Source organism: Paraflavitalea devenefica (genome assembly GCF_011759375.1).
Lineage (GTDB): Bacteria > Bacteroidota > Bacteroidia > Chitinophagales > Chitinophagaceae > Paraflavitalea > Paraflavitalea devenefica.
Window position 1 is genome coordinate 2,402,125 of sequence record NZ_JAARML010000001.1, and the last position, 25,830, is coordinate 2,427,954.

11 protein-coding genes are annotated in these 25,830 nt (G+C 48.4%); 8 read left to right on the forward strand and 3 right to left on the reverse strand.

Annotation, left to right across the window (positions count from 1 at the left end; translation table 11 throughout):
• Nucleotides 1–11 precede the first annotated feature (11 nt).
• The 4 genes from HB364_RS09650 to HB364_RS09665 all read left to right on the forward strand — a co-directional run bounded on the left by HB364_RS09650 (nt 12) and on the right by HB364_RS09665 (nt 13,934).
• Nucleotides 12–812 (forward strand): hypothetical protein, encoded by an 801-nt coding sequence (locus tag HB364_RS09650; protein WP_167287675.1) that lies wholly within the window; start codon nt 12–14, stop codon nt 810–812.
• Between the two features lie 47 nt (nt 813–859).
• Nucleotides 860–12,475 (forward strand): LamG-like jellyroll fold domain-containing protein, encoded by an 11,616-nt coding sequence (locus HB364_RS09655; RefSeq protein WP_167287676.1) that lies wholly within the window; start codon nt 860–862, stop codon nt 12,473–12,475.
• Nucleotides 12,476–12,491: 16 nt separating this feature from the next.
• Nucleotides 12,492–12,857 (forward strand): hypothetical protein, encoded by a 366-nt coding sequence (locus tag HB364_RS09660; protein WP_167287677.1) that lies wholly within the window; start codon nt 12,492–12,494, stop codon nt 12,855–12,857.
• Nucleotides 12,858–13,010: 153 nt separating this feature from the next.
• The gene (locus tag HB364_RS09665; RefSeq protein ID WP_167287678.1) at nt 13,011–13,934 is read left to right on the forward strand and encodes a TPM domain-containing protein; all 924 of its coding nucleotides are present in this window, start codon (nt 13,011–13,013) and stop codon (nt 13,932–13,934) included.
• 751 nt (nt 13,935–14,685) lie between these two features.
• Here the strand turns inward: HB364_RS09665 and HB364_RS09670 are convergent.
• Complete coding sequence (locus HB364_RS09670; protein ID WP_167287679.1) at nt 14,686–17,187, reverse strand: M1 family aminopeptidase; 2,502 nt, start codon at nt 17,185–17,187, stop codon at nt 14,686–14,688.
• A gap of 124 nt (nt 17,188–17,311) precedes the next feature.
• On the opposite strand from HB364_RS09670, the gene HB364_RS09675 reads away from it, so the two are divergent.
• The 4 genes from HB364_RS09675 (at nt 17,312) to HB364_RS09690 (ending at nt 23,262) form a co-directional block, all read left to right on the forward strand.
• Nucleotides 17,312–18,727 (forward strand): DUF4476 domain-containing protein, encoded by a 1,416-nt coding sequence (locus HB364_RS09675; RefSeq protein WP_167287680.1) that lies wholly within the window; start codon nt 17,312–17,314, stop codon nt 18,725–18,727.
• Between the two features lie 29 nt (nt 18,728–18,756).
• Nucleotides 18,757–19,518, forward strand: a complete 762-nt coding sequence (truA, locus tag HB364_RS09680; protein WP_167287681.1) for a tRNA pseudouridine(38-40) synthase TruA — start codon at nt 18,757–18,759, stop codon at nt 19,516–19,518.
• 180 nt (nt 19,519–19,698) lie between these two features.
• Nucleotides 19,699–20,574 carry a GLPGLI family protein gene (locus HB364_RS09685; RefSeq protein ID WP_167287682.1) on the forward strand — a complete coding sequence of 292 codons (876 nt, stop codon included), beginning with the start codon at nt 19,699–19,701 and terminating at the stop codon, nt 20,572–20,574.
• 3 nt (nt 20,575–20,577) lie between these two features.
• A complete protein-coding gene (locus HB364_RS09690; RefSeq protein ID WP_167287683.1) occupies nt 20,578–23,262 on the forward strand; it encodes a TonB-dependent receptor in 2,685 nt (894 codons plus the stop codon).
• Between the two features lie 10 nt (nt 23,263–23,272).
• On the opposite strand, the gene HB364_RS09695 is transcribed toward HB364_RS09690, so the two are convergent.
• A complete protein-coding gene (locus HB364_RS09695) occupies nt 23,273–24,637 on the reverse strand; it encodes a M56 family metallopeptidase (protein WP_167287684.1) in 1,365 nt (454 codons plus the stop codon).
• A gap of 2 nt (nt 24,638–24,639) precedes the next feature.
• On the reverse strand, nt 24,640–25,005 hold the full coding sequence (locus tag HB364_RS09700) for a BlaI/MecI/CopY family transcriptional regulator (protein ID WP_167287685.1): 366 nt from the start codon (nt 25,003–25,005) through the stop codon (nt 24,640–24,642).
• Nucleotides 25,006–25,830 lie beyond the last annotated feature (825 nt).

Consider the following 25,830-nt stretch of genomic DNA (forward strand, 5'->3'; position numbering starts at 1 on the left):
AACCAATCATCATGAATGTAAAAAAAACAATCACGATAATAGGGGTAGCCGGCTTATTGGTGGTAACCTCCCTGGTGCTTGCCAATACGACTGCTATTAAAAACAAAAAATGGTGGAACAAAACCCAGGCTCCTCAACAGGCTGTCGAGAGCGAAAGGGGGAAAAAAGATCCTGCCCAGTTTGCCTTGCTGGCAGAACTGGCCGGATGGCTCAAGCCATTCGACTCCACCAATACAGCTTATGCATACGAAGCCTTGCTCACTGCCATTGATAAAACCGACTCTGCCCACGCTATGACAAATGTGGATTACAGGTTCCGCAAAAACAGGCAACAATTCTATCTCCGCGTGGGCAGGCAGGAAACCATCAATACCGATCAGTTCTATCTCGTTGCTGATCACGATGCCCAAAGGATCATCCTGAGAGCCGCAAAACACGTGGCGCAGGTGCCCGGCATTCAGCTCAATGCGCTGTATAATTACCTCCGGGGCGAAGGATACACCCTGAAAAAGAAAACAGAGAATGGACTACCGGTAATCGCTATGAGCAATCCTTATCATATCAGTTGCAAAGAATTTACCGTGCAATACGATAGCGCTGTGCGGCAGGTGAAGAAAATATTTTTCCGGCAGGCTGATATAGCCGATCACATGGATCCCAGCCTGGAAAAATGGGTGACGCTCGTATTTAAAAAATGGGACGACGATCCGGAAAGCAGGCAGTTCCCCCGCATACAGGATTTCGTTACCAGCCGGCAGGGAAAATGGATAAGTACACCTGCTTACCAGGATTATGAATTAATGGTACGTTAATCAACCCTTATCATCTATTAGCAATGCTCCTCCCTAATATTCCATCAATGTCCAGGATAGCCGCTTTATACCGCCGCACACTGCTTTTAATTTGCTTCCTGTCAGCAGGTTTCTTGTCCATGGCTGGCGTGGAACCGTATCGCAACCAGCTTAAAGGCAGCATTAAAAAAGGTGACTCACTCATCGTGAAAGATGAAAAATTCCGCAATCCCTTATTTAACTGGGACGATGTGGAACGTCATTCAGTAAAAAACCTGCTCACCTTCCGGCTCACCTACGACACCGCGGTGGTTTTAAAGAAATCCTTCACTTGCGAACTGGACCTCAAAGTGGAATATTATTCCAATGCGGATCAGGCGGAACCCATTACCCTGAATAGCGTAAAACTAAAGATCAACTTCTCTCCCGATAGCGGCGCCGCCTACAAGGCGCAGGATGTATACAACTTCAGCAATGGCTATTGGGTGAAAATAACTGTTAACAACATTACCAGTCCCGAATTGGGCGATTCCATACCACCCATTCTCGAATTGAGCAGCCAGGTAGTGGTAACCCGTAAATACCGCTACCAGGCAAATCAGCATGCCGGTTTGTTTGGCAGTTTCGGACAGGGAGAGCAAACCATGTCGGCACAACGGGTAAGCTCAGGGTTCATCAATGCCGATCATTTGCATGTCACCTGGAGCCCCATTACCGGAGCAGAAGAATATGACCTCGAATGGGCTGTTTTCGATGCAGGGACCGAAAATCAATCCATCATACAACAAATGCTGGCCAACCAAACGGTGGTGCCCGACGTGTTGGATAAACTGTTCCGTAACAATGCTACCCGCATCACCACGGGTATTGATGCCTCCGACCATTACATTTCCATGGTATACAACGCTGGTTACATCCTGGTACGCATCAGGGGAGTGGAATATGAAACCAATGGCTACCGCAAGGAATATGAATGGGATTACCGGTTGGAAGAACCTGCCGGCGCCTATGCTATCTGGACCATACCCAATTGGCACCAGGAAAACCTTAACTGGCAGTACAGTGGCGTTTTTGCAGAAGACGGGAAAAAGAAAGAAGTAGTCAGCTATTTCGATGGCACCCTGCGTAACCGGCAAACAGTTACTGTCAACAATTCTGATAACATAGCGCTTGTTCAGGAAACCATCTATGATGAATTCGGCCGGGCCGCCGCCAGCATACTGCCGGCCCCGCACCCGGACAATAAATTGAAATACTATCCCAACGTCACTCTCAATCAAAACAACAGCGCGCCTTACGATTACAGCAACCTGAAGGCCACATTGGGTGTTTATTGCGAAAACAAACCCCAGCCACTCGGTAGCCAAAGCTTTGCCGCTAAATACTATTCATCGGCCAATCCGTTCGTATCGCTTATTCCGTACACTAAATACGTGCCGGATGCAGCAGGATACCCTTTTTCCGTAACGCAATACGTAGCCGATAATACCGGCCGTATACGGACACAGGGTGGGGTAGGTGAAAAATTCCAGCCCGGCATCGGCAACCGCAACGTTACAAAATACTACTATAGCAAACCCGAATCCTGGGAACTGGACCGCCTTTTCGGTAATGACGTAGGATATGACAATCACTATCTTAAAAACATAGTCGTTGACCCCAATGGTCAGCTTAGTATCAGTTACCTGAATGCCAGTGGCAAAACCATCGCTACGGCGCTGGCAGGCAACACACCCACCAACCTCACCAGCCTCGAATCAAAACCTGCCGCCAAATCAGAAATCTCCAAAATCCTGCGGCCGGAACAATTCATATTCGATGCCTCAGCACTGAGCCTTACTGCCAAAACCACCTACTTCGCATCGTTGCCCGAAAAAACGGTTTCTTTCAGTTATGATATAGAACGGCTCATCTATACCTACCAGGGATCTTCCTTCCAGATCTGCAGCAATTGCTATTACGACTTTACCATCCGCATTACCAACGACTGCGGGCAGCCTGTCTACCAGTCTCCGGCAAATACGGTTATTGGCTCCAGGCTATCGGATTGTAACAACAATACGCCACAGTCAGGGGCATTCACGACAACCTTCAATAGCATCGGAGAGTATTATATCTCTTTTGAGCTGAAACTGAACAGTGACGTGATCAATGAGTATACGCAGAATTACATCCTGAACAATACTGACCTGCGCAGCCGGTTCAGCTTCGTATTGGATTACCTCAACAATACCGACTTCAGTGGTTGCTTCAGTGAGTGTACCACTTGTCAAACAGCATTGGGCACCTCCGACCAGTTCTTTACGGCCATTAAAAATAAACTGCAGGATTACGACATCGACTTTGCAACACTGCCGGTTGCTGAGCAGAACGCCTTGGCTGCCATTGCACAAAGCCGTTACACCCAATTGCACGATCAATGCCTCTCGATGCAGGCTACTTGCCTCGTTTCTTCCTGTTCTAGGTATGAAAAACAAATGCTGGAAGATGTATCGCCCGGTGGACAATACGCATTATTCCAACCCGATCCCTTCCTGCCCCTCGAACAGGACATAAATGTCTTATACCAGCATTGGCGCGAAGTATTCCCGCAGTTAGCGCCAGGAGCTGCCGATTATGAGGCCAATGCCATCTACCTGGCCAATGGCGACAAAACCTCTCCGCACGATGAATTCTTCACCATTCAGATGCTCGTGCAATATTGGCGGCCCGAGTGGGCGTCCAGGTTCCTGCAATGGCATCCGGAAAAATGTAAACTGGACTTCTGTAATGCCAATAGTCAGTATGTGTCCTGGGACGACAGGGTAAAAACCATTTACAACAAAGCAACCGATATACCCCAGATCCCGCTTACTTCCGGTTTGCAATATGATCATAACAATGGCGCCTGGTTATTGGCGCAGGATCCTTTCTTCAAACCCGGAGCGCCGGGGGTGGCCTATTATTCAGACATGCAGAACGACCTGAACCAGTTCAGCACCCGTGTCATGCAGACCAACATAGCGGGAATTAACGTCAAAAGCATCACCCAGGTTATTGACTACATGCTCTATTGTGCCGATCCCGAAGGCAATACCAGCACGGGCACGCCCGATAACACCTGGAACAATTGTAGTCCCAAAGCCGACTGCCGCATTCCCGATCGCGAATGGCAACAATACAGGGAGATGTACTTCCAGCTAAAAGAAAAATACTATGTATTGGTGAGGAATGCGGGAGCCTGTGCGGATAAATGCCAGGTAGGAACGCCTTATGCTCAATCTGCCTGTGCTACATCCCGTGATTTTGTGATTACATCAATGGGAGAGGCCGGTTGTGGTGACGGGCTGGTAAAAATAAAAGTTGCCTATGCCAAAGGAGCTGTTACCAGGCCTATGACTGTAGAAATGTACTATCCGGCCGAGTACGCTTCCCTCGGATTACCGGCCAGTCTTTCTTTCAGCATAGGAGAATCTGAAAAAACATTCTGCGCACCCGCTTCAGTATTTGTTCCGGCTATCAAAATAAAACAAATCACCTGTACCGGTAATTCAACAGCACCGGCTTGTCCTTCCGGCAATGGTGGGCAATTGCTGCTGCCCGAAGGAGGAAAAATGACAGGTACCGGCAAATTTGAAGTAATCAATAATGGCATTCATACTACCTATACCATTGTTCCCGGAAGGGCCGATCAACCTCCCGCAGATGCTACTTACTGCACAGAGGGTACAGTTACTTCAAAACAATTCTATAACTGTTATAAAGTAACATTACCGGGTGGCGCTTCGGCCGATTTTTACAATGTGTGGGTAGTGAAGTGTGAAAAGGACCTTTGTGCCAATGCTCAAACCCTGTATGTCACTTCACAGGCCGGTTCATACAGATTCTTTAAAAAGGAGGACGGTAACTACTATTATATCATGTTGCAGCAGGGGGGCGGTGCTGTTCCGGGATGTGCTAATTACCCGCCTGTAACAACCTGGTATCCTTGTTTGAAAGTATACGTGGAAGGCATCAGTGCGCCCTTCCTGTACTTTAATGCCGGGATTACTACCTGTAACAGTTGTTCCATTGATGGTCAGGGCATCACTGCTACGGGCAATCCGGCCACAAATGAATATACCACAAGCAATGGCAGTATTTATGTAATATTCCCCCAAACAAATCCAGGTTACTCGCCTTCTACCAGCCACTGTACTACGCCTGGTACAAACTGGTATCCTTGCTTTACCGTAACATATAATGGCTCCACGCAAACTTATTACGGGGCCACTGTATTGTACTGTGCGCCTCCCACCGCTTCCTGTGCCGATCCTGTTGTTTTCCCTGCTACCAGCAGGGCCGGGAACCATCTGTATCGTTACCAGGATGCTACAACCAACGAGGAATACAACATCGTTCCTGGTTTTGAGAACGATCCACCGGCAGATCCGGGTGCTTATTGTATTGGTCCGGAATACATGTATGGATACTTTACTTGTATCGGATTTTCCATCAATGGCCAGCCTCCTACTGTATATCATGAGAACGTATGGGTGATAACTTGTATCAATAGTTCATTTGCCCGTACACAACAGGTACAGCAACAATCCTCCACGTTATCCTCCCTGGTACGAACATACCAGAAGAATGGCGCCAGGGTATACAAAAACTATGAAAATGCTGCCATCCTGCTGATTAAAAAAGCGGGGGAAAAGGATAAACAGGCCTGGGCAAGGGCAAAAGGCACTGATGCGGGTATGAAGAAACCGGTACGGGAAAAAGGATTCACTGCTTATAAATACCGCTCCGTTTTAACTGTCCGCGTTAGCAGCAAGGCATACGTTCATCTAAGAGATGTTTGGGTGGCGCAGTACCAGCCGGATACTGCCAATGGCAAAAAAATAGCAAGTACTGCTTTAAGTACACTGGCAGGTCCTTGTCCACCAGGTATGGTAGAATATGACGTATCAATGAACGGAATGGTTTGTTATAGCCAGGAAGGTTCTCCGGAAGGAGAAATGGTGAGGATCTATACGCCAGGTAACGTGCCTTTGTGCGAAAACCAGAGTGCTACAGTAGATATTTATGCCGTAAACAATATAGGCGAGGTCTCTTACGCTACTACCGGGTACCTTAGTGCCGGTGAATACACAAAACTGGTTTGTGTACCGCAGGCATACGTAAACATTGCTACCAGCTATATTGCCTGTGCTGAGGTAATTGGGTCCTGCGCTCCTGCTTGTCCCGACGCTTACAAAAACAAACAATCCCGTTTCCCGGAATTCAATTACCAGTTCAGTCTTTCGTCCGAAGACGTCTCCAACCAGATCAACGAAAACCAGGCTCTGCTTGTGGAACAGATTAAAGAGAGCTGTGAAGCCATGGCCGATACCTGGATGCAGCAAATGGAAACCTGCCTGGCTGCCTATTCACAAACAGTCAAAGACCAGCTCAAAGCGCAGCTCATTGAAGTATGTAAACGTGGGGGCGACCTGGAGCATCCTTTCGGCGCCAGCACTACCCGGCCCGGCGATCCCAATCCCACCTCATTCAAACAGGTGATACAGTCTGTCCTTGGATTAAGCAGCCTTACCATGGCCTGCAATCCCTGGCTTATTGATGAGCCACATCCTTATGAACCTGTACAGCAGGCGGTAACTAAAACGCTGATAAAATCCACGCCGGCCCTGTGCGCTAAATTGCAGCAACTGCATACCCTGCACAACAGCGAAAATCCGGGAGTAACCTTCTTCCAGTACCTCACTGCCAAATACGGGACGGCCATGAACCTCACCCAGGCCCAGTTGGATGCACTCGACAAATCCTGCAACAATTGCCGTTACCTGCTGGAAACAGATATACCCTTACCCGTATTCCTCGAACCCGGAGCTACCGGTTGCATCACGGCGGCTGAATACAACAGTGCCAAAGCAGCCCTGACTACTGAATTCGGCAGCGGCTGGGATCCTAACCACGCCAATTACCAGGTGATACTCACCAACTACATCAACCATCGTTATGGGTTTGCCATGTCGTTCAGCCGGTATGCAGCGTATGAACAAAAACTACTCACCGATCCTGCAGCCCTGCTGTGTAACCAGCCGCCTTATATTACAGTAGACCAGGATCAGTACGTTTGTCTGCAATCGCTGATAGCGGCCGCTGTTGTCAATGGTAACAGGGATTATGATGTTTACATCGCGGAAGAAAAAAGGAAATTCAGGCTGAACTATGTGAACACCTGTGCCCTGGCCAAAGGCAATGCAACCGCTGCTTCCGAACAACTCTTATACCATTACACATTATACTATTACGATCAGGCCGGCAACCTTGTCCGTACCGTTTCGCCCGAAGGCGTACGCCTGCTCAGTTTAGCAGAAACGGATATCGTGAACCAATGGCGCCAGTTCGATCCCGCAACCTGTACAGGTGCAGGCATCCCCTCTGTATCAAACAAAACAGCTACGTTCAATGCGCTAAGTGCGGCGCTGCAAAATGGCAGCATCAAATCGCTCGAAATGTGGCTGTACAGTGGTGTGAATGATGATATGCGTCACGTGCGCATCATAACACCCGATAACAAATACCTGTACCAGGCAGCTATTGCTGATAACAAACTTTGGATAGAGCTGTACACCTTACTGCCTGCACCGGTATTGTCCAACAGGGCGGTGGCCGATATCACTTCCATCAACCTGCAATCATGGAGCCACCTGCTTGTAAAAGCCGCCGACTTCACAACCGGCGCCTGGACCGTTTACCTCGAAGGTAAAAAGCTCACGCTCATGACCTCGGGCCAGCCCTCCTATCCTTTTGCATGGACACCGGGCAGTCCGTTGCCGGCAGAAGAAACAGGCCATATAAAACACCTGCGCATCTACAACCAGCAGCCTGCTACGGATGCAGAGGTGCTTGCCAACTACAGCAACTCCTGCATGTATCCGCAAGGGAACCTGGCTACAGCACTTACTCATTGGGGTAGGTTCAACATTCCTGCGCTCTGCAATCCGGCTACAGAAACCCGCATCGTTAGCAACCAGGGCGCCTTACAGGTAACAGGCAACCTCGGTATGGATGGTAACAGGTTCCCGGATATCAGGGACAACTTCACCGTAGAACTATGGGTCAATCCAACTCAGCAGCATGGAATTGATTTTCAGTATCCATTGGGTACTGGTGTTGATGGAACAGATGGCCAGCATTATGCGATCTATCCTGCCAGCAATGGTTCTTCCGGTGGCAGTACCATGGGCATTTCGGTTGGCACCAATGGTGTGAGTGTGTATGAACATGCCGATGCGTACATGCCGGCTTTATTGGTGTGGGAGAGTGCAGTAAGCGGCTGGACATACATTGTAGTAGTATACAAAAACAAAGTACCCACCTTATACATCAATGGTGAGCGGGTAAAAACTGGTTTCCCTTCTCCGATGCAATTTGTAAATCCCGGCAGTAACATCTGCAGCGGGCCTTATGGATTCATGCAAGGGGGTATTGATGACGTGCGCATATGGAGTGTGGCGCGTACAGATGAGGAGATCCTCAATAGCTATCAAGGTACTGTGCCAGCCTCTTTACCGGGCCTGGTGGCTTACTGGCCGCTTACCAAACAGGAGGGTACAGAACTGGCTGATCTTTCCTGCAACGGGTATACCATTTCACCGGCGGCGGCAGGTTACACATGGAATACGACCGCTTTGCCTGCAGGATTAAAAGACATCGTACCGGTGGAATATGCTACCCGTTCCCTCTATCCGGCGCATAAATTGCTCACCAGCTATGCTTACAACAGTACCGGTCAGGTAATACAACAAAAATCGCCCGACGGCGGCGAAAGCTACTTCTGGTACGATCGCCTCAGCAGGCTTATTGCTTCACAAAATGAGGAACAGCGGGTTAATGGCAATCGCTATAGCTATACCGTTTATGAACCGGTACTCAGCAGGCCCATCGCTGTAGGCGAAAAAGCAGGCGCTTCCGTCCTGCCTGCTATACCTGGCTTTACAGATGAATCAGTTATCACGGCATTCATGGCCAGCGGTTCCAATAGCCAGATCACTGAAACCGTATATGACGATAAACCGGCGCCCGGACCAGGAGTTCAGGCCGTCCTTTTACAAAATAACCTCCGCAAGCGTGTAAGCGCCAGCTTCTATCGCGAAACAGCCGGTGGCCCTGTGCTGAACGCTTCCTACTACGATTATGACCTGATGGGCGGTGTAAGGACCCTGTGGCAGCAGGTAGAGGGCCTGGGGCTAAAGCGGATAGACTATGAATATGACCTCATCAGTGGTAAAACGAATCTCGTTCGTTACCAGGAAGGTAACAATGACCAGTTCTATTATACCTATGATTATGATCCGGAAAACCGGCTGACACACGCCTATACAGGAACCGATATGTCTTCAGGCATATTGGCCAACGCCCAGAAAGACGCTTCTTACCGGTACTACTATAATGGACCGCTGGCCCGTATGGAATTGGGCAACAACAATGTGCAGGGCATGGACTATGCCTACACCTTGCAGGGCTGGCTCAAAGGTGTCAACGGCGATAAACTAAAGCCTGCCGACGATATGGGGCACGACGCCATTGATAGCTACAATACCTTTGCAAAAGACGTGTTTGCATTCTCTCTCGGGTATTACAAGGGTGATTATAAACCCATTGATGCCACAGTGAAACCTTTTTCACTGCTCTATAGCAGCTCCACCGGCGATATAACGGGCAAAGAATTATTTAATGGCAATATCAGCCACACCACACTGGCAATCAGTCGCTTCAGGAGTGGCGATCCGGTAGGATATACCTATGGGTACGATCAGCTTAACCGTCTGCGACAAATGCGCCAGCATGTGCTTACCGGTACTACTACCAACTGGAACAGTACAACCATTACAGAGGCTTATAAAGAAACCATTGCTTATGATGGCAACGGCAACATCAAAACCTACCTGCGCAATGGGGCCAATGTGACCGGTAAGCCCAAAGAAATGGATAACCTCGCCTATGGTTACAACATGGCGATAGATGCGGTCAGTGGATTGCCTTACCTGGTCAACAACCGCTTACGCCATGTGAAGGACGATCCGGCCTATACCGGCAACTACCAGGATGATATAGATACCCAACAGGATGATTATTATTTGTACGACAGGATTGGGAACCTCATTAAAGAAGGGAATGATAACATTGCCTGGACCGTATATGGTAAGATCCGCAGTGTTAGTAATGCCTCCGGTAAAAACATCGTTTACAGCTACGATCCGGCGGGCAACCGGGTGCGCAAGCAGGTAACGGTCAATGGTGAAACCACTACCACCTGGTATGTGCGCGATGCGCAGGGCAATGTAATGGGTTTGTATAGTCAAAAAGACGCTGACCCGCTTAAATGGAAAGAACAACATTTGTATGGCAGCAGCAGGGTGGGCATGTGGCAGCCGGATATTGAGATAGCTACTGCCACCGGTAGCAGTATATGGGGTACAGCCGGTAAAAAGTTCTATGAGCTGACCAATCACCTCGGCAATGTGCTCGCAGTCATAACAGATAAGAAAACAGCCCTGCCCAACGGAACTTTTGAAGCCGATGTGGCTACGGCCCATGATTACTATCCCTTTGGTATGCAAATGCCGGGGCGTACCATTGAGGGGGCTACCTGTCACGAAGAAGTGCAGGACCTGACCGAGTTGAAAGCCTCCAGTGACCTGAATAGTGGAGTAACTCAACCAGTCGCCAATAAATACCTTCAGAACGGTGTCACCTGGCAGCAGCAGGCCAATGGAATTGTATCTGTTGTAAATGGGGCATTCAGGGTGGAAAATAGCGGCACTTCCGGCAGTGACGGGATGTTGGCGCTCGTTTCATCCTCGATAATAGAACCTTTTACCACTTATCAGATAGAATGTGATATTATAGAGATGTCGCCGGGTATTACAGATCTTGCTATTAACGCACAATCAGGAACGAACGACCCCTACCGGGCAGCCTCCCTGCAATCGGGCACGGGCCACCGTACCGTTATCTTTACTACGGGCGCTACAGTAGGCAGTTTTGTAGCCCTGCGTATTTCAGCGCGGCCAGCTACCGCGGGTTTGTATTTTGTGGTGGACAATTTTGTATTAAGAAAATATACGGTTGTTAATCAAACCCAGGAATACGCTACCGATCTGAATGCTGCTGTAATGAGTGGTGTAAATGTGGACGACAATGGCCAACTATGGAAGCCGTTCAATACCTCCATTACCAGCCTGAGTGTAACCGGCACTACCGACAAAAAGATCCAGGTTAATTGTACCAATGTTAATGATAGCCGCCTTATTTCCGAATTCAATAATTTTACTGCTGGAAATAAGTACCTGGTCAAATTCACTATGGGGCAAAGCCTACCCGACAAAAGACTGTTTATGCAGTTGTATGGCCGTACGGGTACTAACTCCTGGACTGCAATACAGACGGGCATTTTCTTTACTGGCGTGGCGGGCGATTACCAGTTTAATTTTGTTATGCCGGCGGGAATGGATCAGGTGAAAATGGAATTCATGCGCCAGAATACAGGCAGTGCAATAGATGGATTAAATATCCCTTACACCATCGATAACTTCAGCATCATTCGCATAGAGCCCATTGCCTCCCAAACCACCACTGTCTGCGAACCCAATGCCGATCCCTCCGGCGAAAACGATATCTACAGGTATGGGTTTAATGGACAGGAAAAGAGCAACGAAATAAAAGGTAATGGAAACAGTTACACGGCAGAGTTCTGGGAATATGATCCCAGATTGGGCAGAAGATGGAATGTAGATCCGGTCATTAAGGAATGGGAAAGCCCCTATGCTTGTTTGTATAATAACCCAATTTCTATTATTGATCCAAGTGGGCTGGATGGAGAAGATCCTAAACCTAAGTTTAAAGATTTAGACCCTGTAGTGGTGGTTGGTAAGCGTAAACCAAAAGAAGGCGAAACTAGGTGGAATCCAAGAGTACCCAAGCCTGGTTCACTGGCAGATTTTAAGAACCTGATTAACGATTTTACTCCCCCTACTACTTTGGGAGGGATTAAACCTCCAGAACAAAAAGAATCTTTTCCAGCAATTCAAAGATATCACCGTGGAAGTAAATATTTTGCAGAAGGCTGGTACCCGGCTAGTTTTTATGAACTTACGACTTTTGATTGGGATAATGGTCAGGTGATGGATGAGTTCAATTATTTTGAAGATGAAGTTCTTGATAGGCAATTACAATTAGGATCGTTCGGTTCCTATTCAGGCCCGGTAGATGGTTGGTATGGTGGAAGAAGTTGGAATGGCTTTCAGGTCGATGACAGGGGTTACCTTACAGGTCGTCTTTATCATGGCTCAAGCGTTAAAGAAGCTAACGGGGCAAGAGTAATCGTTAAATTCCTGAACATTATTTCCAAATTAATGAGAGCAAGTCGTTCTCGTGCAAAGCTTTTGGGAAAAATTCAAAATACTAAACTTAGAAACCTTACGAATGATATATATAGGCCAGGGGCAGAGGTGGGCGATGGGAGTTCCATGGCTGCTTTTAGGTATACTCGGATAACCGGAAATCTTGTAGGAGGAAGCAATCATGCAAAAAAAATGTTGATTATTCGTAACGGATTGCTAAATGTACTTAGAACGCGGAATTTAAATAATTTTGACAAACGCTTGGCTCAAGAGTTATTAACTGATGTATTAAATGGGCTTCGAGGTTATTAAACTATAAATAATAGCTATGAACTTTGTAATTGTTAACGATGGTTATTATAATGAAATTCTCAAACGGCTAAGTTTATTTGTGCCGGATTTTGAAATCAATGATGACGAGCCCTATCTGGTTTTGTTTGAATTTTCTCAGTACATGATCGAAAATATTGAGAACGAACCTGTTTTGTTGAAATGTGTTAGTTTTATTAGTGATGCTGTGCTAAACGGAGGATATAAAACACATGAAGCAATAGCTTTACAGGTATTTCAGGTTTTATACTACAGGAAATCACATGTTGAAATATGTAGAAAATATTTAAGCAAAGAAGCTTTAGTGCTTTTTGAAAAATATTTTATAGAATATCTTAAAGATTACAAACAGTCGAATGAATAAACGGATGTCCTCATATACACGGTAGTTTGTAAGCTTTGGACAATAATCAACCTTACTGGGCGTAGGCACAACCTACGCCCCTATTTTTTGTAGCTTTTAGCTACCGGTTACCAATATGCAATAATTCTTTGTATATTCCCGTAATCTTATGCCATGAGACCTTTATTCTTTTTAACCGTTAGTTTACTCATAACCTGTTTTTCCTACGCACAGCAAAAACAGCAACCGGATAAACGCTTTTTACCCAAACCAGTAGGAGCCGTTAATGATTTCGGGGCCATGCTCACCCTGCAGGAAAGGCAGGCCCTCGAAAAAGAACTCACGCAGTATTGGAAGGCCACCACCAATGCTATTGTCATTCTCACCCTCGATTCATTGCCGGTGGATCCCGCAACAAAAACCAAGCAGACCATAGAACAAACAGCCCTCCTGTACTTCAACACCTGGGGAATAGGCGACAGCATAAAAAACAACGGCGTCCTTATCCTGCTCAGTAAATACGACCGGCAGGTACGTATTGAAGTAGGAAAAGGACTGGAGACAACACTCACCAATCAAATTTGCGCAGACATCATCGCGCAGCAAATAGTGCCGCATTTCAAAAAACAAGCATTCTTTACCGGTCTCAGCGAAGCTATACAGGCGCTGAAAAAAGAGCTAAGCCAGGGCAAGCAGTCTGCTGCATTGAAACCATCAGCTAAGTTTGATACCCGCAAACTACCTGCCACTGATAAACAAGGGATATTAGCGTTCATCATACCCGTTGCTATAATCATCATTATTTGGTCAATTGTCAAAAAAAACAGGAACAACAACAGGGCTGGGGCAGGGATGATCAACCCGGGATACCAGGACCAGGAACATTTGCTCAACAACATCAATGACCAGCACATCATCAACAATAGCATAATGGCTTCCGGCGCTATGGGTATGATGGATACTTCACCTGACCCCGGCGTGGCTTCTCCTCCTGATACGCCTGCTGCCAATGATGCGGGTTCCGGTAGTTTCGACAGTGGCGGCAGTAGTTTTGACGGCGGGGCCAGCAGCGGCGGCGGAGCCAGTAGCGATTGGTAAGACCAGGACAACCTAGCCCGTATAGCTATTTTAGGACGGACAGTATTCGCAAGCCATTTCATTTTTATCATTTTTTTCATTTTACCACATAACTCATCACGCTATTTGAGGTTCTTCCCTACTGTAAGTACGTTTGTGTGGAAAATGACAGTATAGAGGAAGCATTGCCTAAGCATGGGGGAAGCATAGCTGAAGCATACCCGAAGCATACCAATAGCATGCTAATAGCGTAAAACGAAATTATCAGCGACTTATGAAAAAGTGGCACGGTAGCTGGCGCCCCTGCAACAATGCTCTTTACAGGAAGAGGTGAACAGACAAACGGCAGTGGACCCAAAAAGAAGTCAGGAAAATTGAAACATAGTATCGGAATAAGGGAGCAAGGGTAGGGATCACCAATAGATCAGCTATAGATACGCTATACATACTCTATACCTGGACTATGGGAACTCTATACCTAAGCTATACCTTAGCTATACCTAAGCTATAGTTGACCCATTTCACGAAAAGCAGCGGTTTTAGCCAAAAACAGCAGGGCAACTGGCGCCTGTATACCAAAGCTCCCTCAAACTGGCGCGATTTGTCCCGCCCTGCGAAGCCTGTCCCGCTTTGCGCCAATGCGCTCTGCGGTGCCTGTTCCGTTTTACAAGAAAGCATGTCGCTCAGCCTTGTGCGGCTGGGTGCTTCTGCCAACAAAAAAGGGTCGCTGAACAATCAGCGACCCCAATAATCAATAACAAATAATCAATAATTAAAATCCCGCTTTCGCATCTCCCAGCTTCCCTTTCACATAATCAATCTGCGCCTGCAGGGCAGTCTTATCAGCCGCAATCGCTTTGGCTGCTTCCTTCTTCGTAACAATACCTTTCAGCCAGCCATTTACAACGGGCTCCAGGCCGAAATTCTTCGTTTGCTCCCGGAAATCAACAATAATATCAATGCCCTTCTTCAGGTTCTCGGTATTAGACACCTTCGACAGGAAATCGCTGAAAGAAGGCAGCAGGTTAAACTTGGCCTGTGACAAAGGCATATCACCTACTGCTTTGGCAATAGCGGTGAAACTGCTTTCATCGCCCGATTTGATCATCGTCTTCATCACGGCGCCTACCAGGGCTCCCTTTGTAGGTTGACCGGACAGACGCTTGGCTTCAGTAACCGCGGCAGCGCTGTCTACCTTGGCAAGGGCTTCCAGGGCATTGCCGGCTACTGTATAAGAAGAATCGCTCACGCTCTTTACAAACAGGTCCTTATAAGTAGTGCCTTCATAATTGGCCAGTGCTGTCAGGGCAGTAGCACGCACAGTTGACTTGGGATCATCTTTCGCAATGGCGGCGATCAAAGGCTCAAACGTCTTCTTATTTCCCTGGTTCTTCAGGTCCAGGCGGCTAAGGGCCAAACCACGGATACCAAAATACTTATCTTTCAACGCATCGGTCAGTATCGCAATCGCGCGGGGATCTGTTTGGTTGCGGGAGGCAAACTCTACAGCTTCGCGGCGGTCCATATACAGGCCGGCATACTTATACTGGTGTACATAATTATCCAGGTTCTTGTTATCCCTCTTTTCAGCCAATAAAGTCTTATCGCCATCCACATTCACCAGCTCAGGTTTGCTGGTATAAGAGAAAGTGAACGTATCTGTCTTATTCTCGATCCATACCTTATTGCGCACCTTGGTAGCGCCATTATATACATCAATGGCAATCGGTAACTTAAAGGCATCTCCGCTTTGGGTTTGCTTTACGATTACCTGTACCTTCTTGGCGGCATCATCATACACATAATCAATCGTCAGTTTGGGATGACCGGCTCCATAATACCATTGGTTCCAGAACCAGTTCATATCACGGCCTGTTACCTCTTCAAAAGCCAGGCGCAGGTGATGCGCTTCGGCAGCTTTAAACTTATTCGTTGTCAGGTACAGGTTCAGGGCTTTAAAGAAAGCACTGTCACCAACATAACTGCGCAACATATGTAAAATACGGCCACCTTTATTATAGCTCACCGCATCAAACATCGCTTCCTTGTCGGTATAATAAAAACGCACCAGGTCTTTCTTCTCACTGCCACTTTGCAGGTAACCGTTCATATCTGTATAATTCTGGGCGTCGCCGGCATCCTTACCATACTTATACTCATCCCACAACGTCTCGCTGTAATTCGCGAAAGACTCGTTCAGGGTCAGGTTGCTCCAGCTTTCGGTAGTCACATAATCGCCAAACCATTGGTGAAACAGTTCGTGGGCAATTGTGCTTTCCCAGCCGTTGCCGTCCACCAGTTCGCGGGCGTCCTGTTGGGCGCTCTCCTGGTGCAGGGTAGCGGTAGTATTCTCCATAGCGCCGCTCACATAATCACGGCCTACGATCTGTGAATACTTTACCCAGGGATATTCCACACCGGTGATCCTGGAAAAGAAAGCCATCATCTCGGGGGTATGACCAAAGATCTTTTTGGCCACAGGCGCATATTCTTTCTCTACATAATAATTAACCTCTTTGCCTTTATACGTATCCTTGATCACTGCATATTCACCTACGCCCATAAAGAACAGGTAAGGAGCGTGGGGCAGGTCCATATTCCAGGTATCGGTACGGGTGCCGTCGGCATTCTTCTTTTGGGATACCAGCTTACCATTCGAAAGGGTCACATACTTGTCAGGCACCGTCATAATCGTTTCCTGGGTTGTCTTCTGGTTGGGCTTATCAATAGTGGGCACCCATACAGAAGTAGCTTCTGTTTCACCCTGTGTCCAGATCTGTGTAGGCTTATCCTTCTCTTCTCCCTGGGGGTTAACAAAATACAGGCCCTTGGCATCTGTGATCGCTGCACTTCCCTGCACCTCCAGTTCATTGGGCTTGGCTGTATACTCAATATATATAGTATACTTTTCGCCGCCTTTATACGTCTTGTCCAGTTTTACATTCAATACCCAGCCGTCGTAATCATACTTCAGGGGAGAGGTTGCGGTGCCTTTTACCAGCGCCACCTTCTTAATTTCCATGCCTTTGGCATCCAGTGCCAGTGTGTCTGTGGCATAAAAATGGGGTTTCAGCGTGATCCACGCCTTCCCGTTCAGGTATGACTTTGAATAATCAAACCGTGCGTCAATCTTGGTATGCACCAGGTCATTGATCATGGGCACGCTCTCACGGTAAATCTTCTTCCAGGCAGTATCCTGCGCAGCCTCATGGGGTTGGGCCGATATGGTTTGTACTGTTAAAAAGGTTAAGCATCCGAATAATAGCTTCTTCATGAAATCAAATTTATGGCCGTAAATATAGGTTTATGCATCCTTAATATTTGCAAAAAAAGGTACAAGTGGCTGTTGACAACCATCAAATAAGTAGTTTTGTCTTAATATAGTAACTTACACCTTCATGAAGCGTATTGCTTTTGTTATTAGCTTGTTAGCATCCTGTACCATCGCCCGGGCGCAGCAGGACTATTTTGTATTCTTCTGGGCCGACAATCAGCAGCCTTTTTACGTCAGGTTAAACGAAAAAACATACAGTTCCTCGGCCATTGGCCACCTCGTCATATCCCGGCTTAAAGACTCTACCTATAACCTGGTCGTAGGATTTCCCAAAAAGCAATTCCCGGAAAAGACCTATATTATCTCCTTCAAGCAAAAGGACCTTGATTACCAGTTAAAATACAGCCCGGAAGAAGGATGGGTACTGGTCAATGCCCAAACATCGGAAACCGTCAGGCCACGGCAGGACCTGGTAAAAAATACCAACTCGTCCCTGGGCGAACGTAAAACGGGGCAATTTGCTACCCTCATGTCGGGCATTGTCAATGACTCGGCGGTCCTGTACAAAACGATCGTAAAAGTAGAGGCGCCCGTCCCGCAACCCCTCACTACTGCCCAACCAGCGCCTGTAACCGGGGTAGTGGCTGGGATTGATTCTGCCCAGGCAACAACGGGGACCCTCATGGTTGTCGTTGATACTACTACAAAAGTGGCCGCAACCGATACTGCAAAAATGGCTGGCGCCAATGGAACTGCAATAGCCAACCCACCTGTTGCCACTATAGGCATAGACTCGGCGGTAGCCACAGCGGGGGTAGATACGGCTGTTGCGGCAAAACAACCCGTAGCAACGCCTGCCCGGCCTTCCATCGTCCAATTACAGGAACGGTCAGGCGATACAGCAAAAGAACTCATCTTTGCGGATAGTTCCGCCGCAGGCACCGATACCATCTCGGTGGTCATTGACCTCCATAAAAAAGAGGAACTGCCGGCTCCCGGAGAGGTCATTGCAGCGCCCGCAAAAATTGATTCGGTAAAAGCGGTCATAGCCACCCCTGATACATCTGCGGTCAGGGAGCAGACAGTAATTATAAAGGATAAAGATTCCGCACAGGCCACAACGGTGGCTACTGCCGTAACAACGCCGGATACTGCGGTCATTGTCAAAGCGGCTCCAAAGGATAGTGCCATTGTGAAAGCAGATTCCACCGCCACTGCAAAAAAGACCTTCCTGCTCATGAACTCCGACTGTGTCAACTTCGCTTCCGAGCATGATGTAGACAAGCTGCGGGTTAAAATGCTCAGTGCCGCCAACGTGGATGACAGGATAGGGCTGGCCAAAAAAATATTCAAAACAAAATGCTTCGTTACCCGCTACATCCGTGGCCTGTCCGAACTATTTCCCAATGATGAAGGCCGCTTCAAATTCTTTGATGCAGCCTATCCTTTCGTCTCGGATACCGGCAACTTCCGTTCGCTGCTCGACCTCTTTACCGATGAGCTCTACATCGCCCGCTTCAAAGCGCTGGTGCGTATGTAATGCTCACAGCTAATTCCTACTTTCGCCCCATGAATCGTTATTTCCTCGAGGTCGCCTATAAAGGAACAAACTATGCCGGTTTCCAGGTACAGGAAAATGCTGTTACCATACAATATGAAGTGGAAAAAGTCCTGGCCGTCTTCTTCCGGCAGCCAATAACATTAACCGGTTCTTCCCGCACCGATACCGGTGTGCATGCCCGCCAGAACTACTTTCATTTTGATACGGACATCAGCATTCCGCAAAAAGCAGTCTATAACCTCAATGCCATGTTGCCGCCGGATATCGCTATCAACAAGCTGATCCCGGTAAAAGAAGGAGCGCACAGCCGCTTCGATGCCCTGGCCAGGGAATATGAATACTTCATCTACCAGTACAAAGCGCCTTTCCTTAATGACAGGGCCTACTACTTTCCATACACCCTCAACCTGCCTGCCATGCAGCAGGCCGCTGCCATCATTCTGGAGTACAGGGACTTTACCAGCTTCTCCAAACGCAATTCGCAGGTAAAGACCCATAACTGTACCATCCTATACAGTGAATGGGTGGAGCGGGAGGGAGGGCTCATCGTTTACCGGGTAAAGGCCAACCGTTTTCTCCGGGGCATGGTAAGAGGATTGGTGGGTACCATGCTGCAGGTGGGGCGCGGAAAACTTACCCTGGAAGGCTTCCGGCAGGTCATAGAAGCGCTCGATTGCAGCCAGGCCGACTTCGCCGTGCCCGGCCACGGTCTTTTCCTCGTAAAGGTGGATTATCCCGACGGATATTTTGCAAACACAATCACCGACTAAATACTTCGGACTTTTACTGCCATTCCTATTGCCGGCTACCGATTCCCTATTGCCGAAAGTACCTGTTCCCTCGTTGTCTGGTTGTCTTTTGCTCCCCCTAGCAAAAAATCTAACAAACAATGCTTTGAATTACTAAACTTTCGTACATTTACGATATAATCGTAGTTTAAATCATTGATTATGAAAATAATTACCACATCAGTACTTATCCTTAGTTTACGTGTTGGCGCCTATGCCCAGCAACCCGAGCCCCTCGTTTTAACCGTTAAGTACGACTTCATGCACGTCTACGACACCACCGACCGGGCCAACCCCATCCGCGAAACCATGTACCTCCTCGTAGGCCAGACCAGCAGCACCTACCGCCGCAGTCCTGCCGTACCCTTCATCAAGCCCAGCGCCGAACCGGCCGTACGCAGCAGTGGACCTACGATCACCGTAGCCGGTATGCCCATGGCCGTTGTCAGCGCTCCCGGCATCAGCGAAGGGGAACTATTTCAGTATCCTTCTGCCGGAACCTTCAAAACCTGCATCCACATCGCTATGAACGATTACCTCGTCGAAGACAAACTGCCTGTCATCAATTGGAAAGTAGGTACCGATACCAAAACCATCGGCGACTTCAAATGCCAGCAGGCTACTGGTACGTATGCCGGCCGCACCTACACCGTATGGTTCACCCCCGACCTGCCTTTCCGTAACGGCCCCTGGAAACTGAATGGCCTGCCCGGCCTCATCCTCGAAGCCAAAGATGCCACCGGTGATGTAGCCTTCACCTTTTCCGCCTTCACCAAAGCTGATTCCGGACAGGTCACCACATTCAGCAAAACCCGGCTCATCACCACCAACCAGAAAGCCCTGAACCGTGTGCGTGAAGCCTTCGATGAAAGCCCCGTTGCCACCATGCAGGCGCAACTGCCTGCTGGCTCTCCTGCCCCTATGTTGGCTTACCGCCTGCCTTCCGGAAAGACCGTGCGTGGCGAAGAAGCCCGGGAACTCATCGAGAAGAAAAGGAAAGCGAAGGATTCGAACAACAACCCACTTGAATTGAAGTAATTCATGAAAACCCTATTGTGGTGCCTCGTAGCCTTGTGGCTGCAGGCGCCCCTGTTGGCGCAGGTAAAACAGCTTACCGGTCACCTCAAAGGCCCGGGTGGGAAACCCTTGCCCCAGGCGAGCGTATCGCTCAGGAACAAGCAGGGACTTATTGTGCAATATGCCATCAGTAATGACAAAGGAAGCTTCCAGCTATCATTGCCTGATACTACTAGCCTCACAAGTCTATCGCTCGAAGTCAGTCACCTGGGTTACAAAAGACTGCTGACACCCTTGCAGGAAGGTAAATACGCTTATGAGCTACAACTCGAAGAGCAGGCCGTCCTCTTGCCCGAAGTACAGGTTAAGAACAGGCCCATCATCTCCAGCAAAGGCGATACCGTCAGCTACAATGTGCGTTCCTTCGCTCAGGAAGAAGACCGCAGTATCGGCGATGTACTCCGCAGGATGCCCGGCATAGAAGTGGGCGACGATGGCAAGATCTACTACAATGGCCAGCAGGTCTCCAACCTCTACATTCATGGCGACGACCTCATGGCAGGGCGCTATGGGTTAGCTACCAAAGTCATCAACAAAGAACTCATCCAGAGTGTCGATGTCATCAGGAATCACCAGCCTATTAAGGTCTTGCAGGATAAAACAACCTCCGATGCCGTCGCCGTCAACCTGGTATTGAAAGATGAGAACAGCCTTGCCCTCACCGGTCAGGCCATGCTGGCCGGGGGCTGGCTAAAACTATATGATGCAGCCCTCAATACCATCCTCCTCAACAAGCGCATGAAGATGATCAACGCTGCAAAGTCCAACAACAGCGGCGTCGATTACCAAAGCGATTATGAACAGTTGGGTTCCGACGCATTTTCATCATCAGGAGGTGGCGCCACACCCTCCAACCTGCTGTCGGGTGGCACCGTATCCAACCCCGATCTGCCGCGCCGCAACTACTATTTCAACAGGTCCGGCCTCATCAACCTCAACCATCTCGTCAATAACAAAAAAGGCGTCCAGTTCCGCACCAACGTTCAGGGCTTTAGCGACCGGCAGACCTTCGATTACAGCAGCACCGTGGAGCAATACCTGGCAGGCGACACCATCGTATACCGCGAAAAGCAGGACGCCCTGCGCAAGCCCTGGTTCATCAACGGTGCCTTCACCGTCATGGCCAATACCAACAAATACTATATCCGCAATAAAACCGACGTTCAACTCAAGGGAGACTACAATGGCAGTCAGTTGCAAAGCAATACCCTCAACTTTGGACAGCAATTGCGCAACCGGCAGCAGGCCTTCTCCAACGATTTCGATTGTAAGCCTTTCTCCAAAAGCAGGAACATGGTGGATATCCACCTTTACACCAGCTATGCTACCAATCCACAGCGCTTGTTCGTCGATCAGGGCTTGCACAGCGATATACTCAACGATAGCCTGCCCTATGCAGCCATCGTTCAGCAGGCCCGCATGCCTGCCTGGTACAACGAAGCATCACTGGGTTACATCATTCCTTCCAATACCAGGTGGATCACCCAGGAATATAAATTTGGATTCTCCAGCGAGCAGCAAACCCTCATCTCCGATCTGGAACTTGTACAGGACAATGGTAGCATCAAAGGCTATGAAGGAGATGTTGGTAACGATCTCCGCTGGTGGCGCAACGTCCTCCAGGCTTCCGCAAAATATTCACTCAACAAAGGGCGCTTCAATGCCAGTCTTTTTGTCCCCTTCATCTGGCAGGGCATCCGCTATCGCCAACCCGAATATGCCCTCGACAACCGCGACCGCCAGTTCTTCATTAATCCAACGGGCTGGGTAAAGTACCGGATCAATGTAGAAGATCACCTCCAATTCAGTTACCGGTATAATAACAACATGGGTAATATTTCCGGCGTGTACAGGGGGGCCATTCTTACCAACTACCGCTCCCTGCGCGCCAATGATGCCGGATTGCAGGAACGTTCCATGTCCAATGCCAGCCTCAACTACAGCTTTCAACGCGCCATCATCATGCTCTTCATCAATGCTGGTGTTGCCTACACAAAAACCACAGTCAACAGCCTCTATGCTTCCATCGTCACCGACAACATCCAGCGCAGCATCCTGCTGCCTTATGAGAACGATCAGAGCAGCCTCTCGGCCAATGCCGGCATCAGCAAATACATCTTTGCCCTCAAAAGCACCGTATCGGTAAAGGGTACTTTCTCCCAGGGACGTTACAATCAGTTCATCAACGATCAGTTCCTGCCCTACGACAACAATACCACATCGCTGCAGGCAACCATCGAAAGCAAGCCCTTTGGTAAGTTCAGCCTGCGTTACAATGGCGGTTCCGGTTGGAGCAACAGTCGCCGGCGCGACCTGGTCACAGCCGCAAAAACCATCACCAATCGCATGAACAGGATCGATCAGCATATCGTGTTTGGTATCACGCCCCTCAAGGGCGTATTCATGAACTTCACTGCTCGCCATCTCCATAGCCGGCAGCCGCAGGTATCCACCGTCAGCTACCTGTTTATGGATCTCAACCTGCGCTACAAGCACAAGCCCTGGCGCACCGACTTCGAGTTCGATCTTACCAACATCGGTAATGTAAATACGTACGAATTGTATAGGGTAAGCAGCAATTTATTCTCTGCCGACCGGTATCAGATCAGGGGTAGGATGGCCATGCTCAGGGCCACTTTCAATCTGTAAAAAGAAATGGTTATTGCTGTCCGCGACCGATCACCGTTACTTCCCGGAGCTTGCCTTTGGAAGAATCGGCCGGTGGTGTGACACGGATACCATTAACGCGGCGCGTAGTGAGGAAGCCTGTTACGATCACTTCATCCGGCACGGGTACACCTGCTACTGTTTTTGAAGTTACACGGCCCGTGGGATTGGGTATGCCCGCAAGGCTTAATTTGTCTGCAGCAGCGGTAACAGGTGTTTCATATAGGCGTCCCTGGATACCTTGGCGGAGTGGCTGACCCACCAGCTCCCGGACAGGAGGATTCGTCGCTGCTTCCTGTTCCTGGGAATTGGACTCGTTGGAAAGAGGCCGGATCGTTATTGGCGAAGGCTGCCTGCCCGTGCGTGAACGGTTAGCGGCTGTTTGGGCATCCGGCGTTGATAACCTGAGGACAGTATTGGGGGAGGTAGCAGGCTCGTTGACTGTTGTGGCAGATGTTAAGATCACTTCCTCCAATGCTTTGGCAGCAGCTTGCAAAGGTTGCCGCACCGTGATCGAAAACGCCAGGGTGATCAGCAGCAACACGGGTAATAATAAAGCGTAGCGCCCCAGCGTCAATTTTGAAGAACGACGCACATTCATCATGCGGATCCTTTTCTTCAGGTCTACCAGGTTGAAGTCGTTCGCAATAAGTGGCGTAGTAGAGAGTGCGCCTATATGCAGCAAACTATATTGGTACGCTTTCTTATCCGCTCCTGCTTCCAATACCTGTTCATCGGCAATGAACTCCAGGTTTTCCTTGATCGCTTTCCGGATGATCCAGACAGCCGGGTTGAACCAGTTCAACGTAAAGCTCAGTTCCGCCAGCAGCACATCCACGGTATGTCGCTGACGTACATGAATATGTTCATGGGCTACGATCGTCAGCAATTCCTCCTCGCTATGTTCCGCAGGATTGATATATATATGTTTACCGAACGAAAAAGGGCTCATGGGTACATTGATCAATCGAACGGGCACATCTCCAATGAGGGCAGGCGCCGATTGGCGATGGATGCGGTACAGCGATACGGACTGCCGCACGATCCGGAACAGCATTACTGCTAATCCTATATAAAAGATAAGGAATACCCAGGTCATATAAGCAGGCATCACTTCTTTTGTCACCATCGTCTTGAGTTGTTGAGTAAACTCCGGTACGACGGCCATGGCTGTCTCCTGTGCAAACAGCGGCGGCAGGTCGATCAATGGATACAGCATCGCGAAGCCAATGCCAAACAACAGGAAAGCCCGGTTGGCAGTATAGAATGTCAGGCGGCGCAGGATACCGTAATAGGCCAGTGCGAACAGCACCAGTACCAGGTTGATTTTGACGAGGGCGATGAAGAAGGGGGACATGCTTACTGTTTTTCGTCGTTATCGATAAGGTTGATGATCTCCTTCAGTTCGTCTTTGCTGATCTTATTCTCTTTTGCGAAGAAGGTTACAAGTTCCTTGTAAGAGCTGGAGAAGAAGTTGTTGACCACACCGTTTACGGAGCGCTTCTTGTATTCGCTCTCCCTGACCTTGGCGCTGTAGCGAAAAGCATTCGCGATGCGTTCACTTTTCACAAAGCCTTTCTTCTCGAGGTTCTTGATAGTAGATGCCAGTGTGGTGTAAGGCAGCCGGATGGGATACATGGCTGTCATAAAATCTTTCACGAAGCCGGGGCCAACTTTCCAGATGGCGATCATCACAGCTTCTTCATGTGGGGTCAATTGTTCCATAATATCAACGGGATATTCGTAAATGTACGAAGTTTACGGAGAATAAAATATTAATTTTCAATGCTTCGGGGCAGCAAGCAATTTTCGATCCGGGCTCAAAGCATGTGTCAACCATGTGTCAGGGATGTGTCTTCCATTGGAGAATACCCCTATTTGACACATGGTTGGTACATGGATCACACAGGGATGATAGTAGGGTAGGAGGTAACTGGTGACCAGCAACTACCTCGCTTACCGCTTACAACTTGAGACTTGCATCTTGAAGCTGGCTTTCAACAGCTTGCAGCTAAAAAAAAATCACGCTGCAAGGCCCGTCCACAGCGGGTTTTAAGAAATGGGTACCAATTTCTTTCAAAAAGATTTGGTAGGAGCTATTCATCCCCCCTATCTTTGCGGCCCGCTTTGGAAAAACAGAGGTACAGAAAGGAAGAAAAAGAGGATCATCACCAGGCGTAGTTTTTTCACATAGTTCTTTGGTTGTTAAGAAGTTGTAAAATAAAAAGGCGAAGAAAAAAGTGAGAAAAATTTGGTGGTGAAATGTAAGCCTTGTATCTTTGCAACCCGCTCTGAAAAAAAGAGCAAGTTCTTCGAAAAAGTCAGCAGGAAAGTCAACTCACAGGCAATGTGAACAGGAAACGAAAAAGTTTGAAACTTCTTGCGAAAAAACAGAGAAAAAGTTTGAAAGTAATAAAAAAGGCTCCTACCTTTGCAACCCCAACGAAACGGGGTCAGTGAAAGAGGGATAAAACCTTCGGTAGTAAGCTGATAAAGATCTTTGAAAGTTTGGAAGCAACAGCACATAAGTTGTAAGATTTATGGTAAATT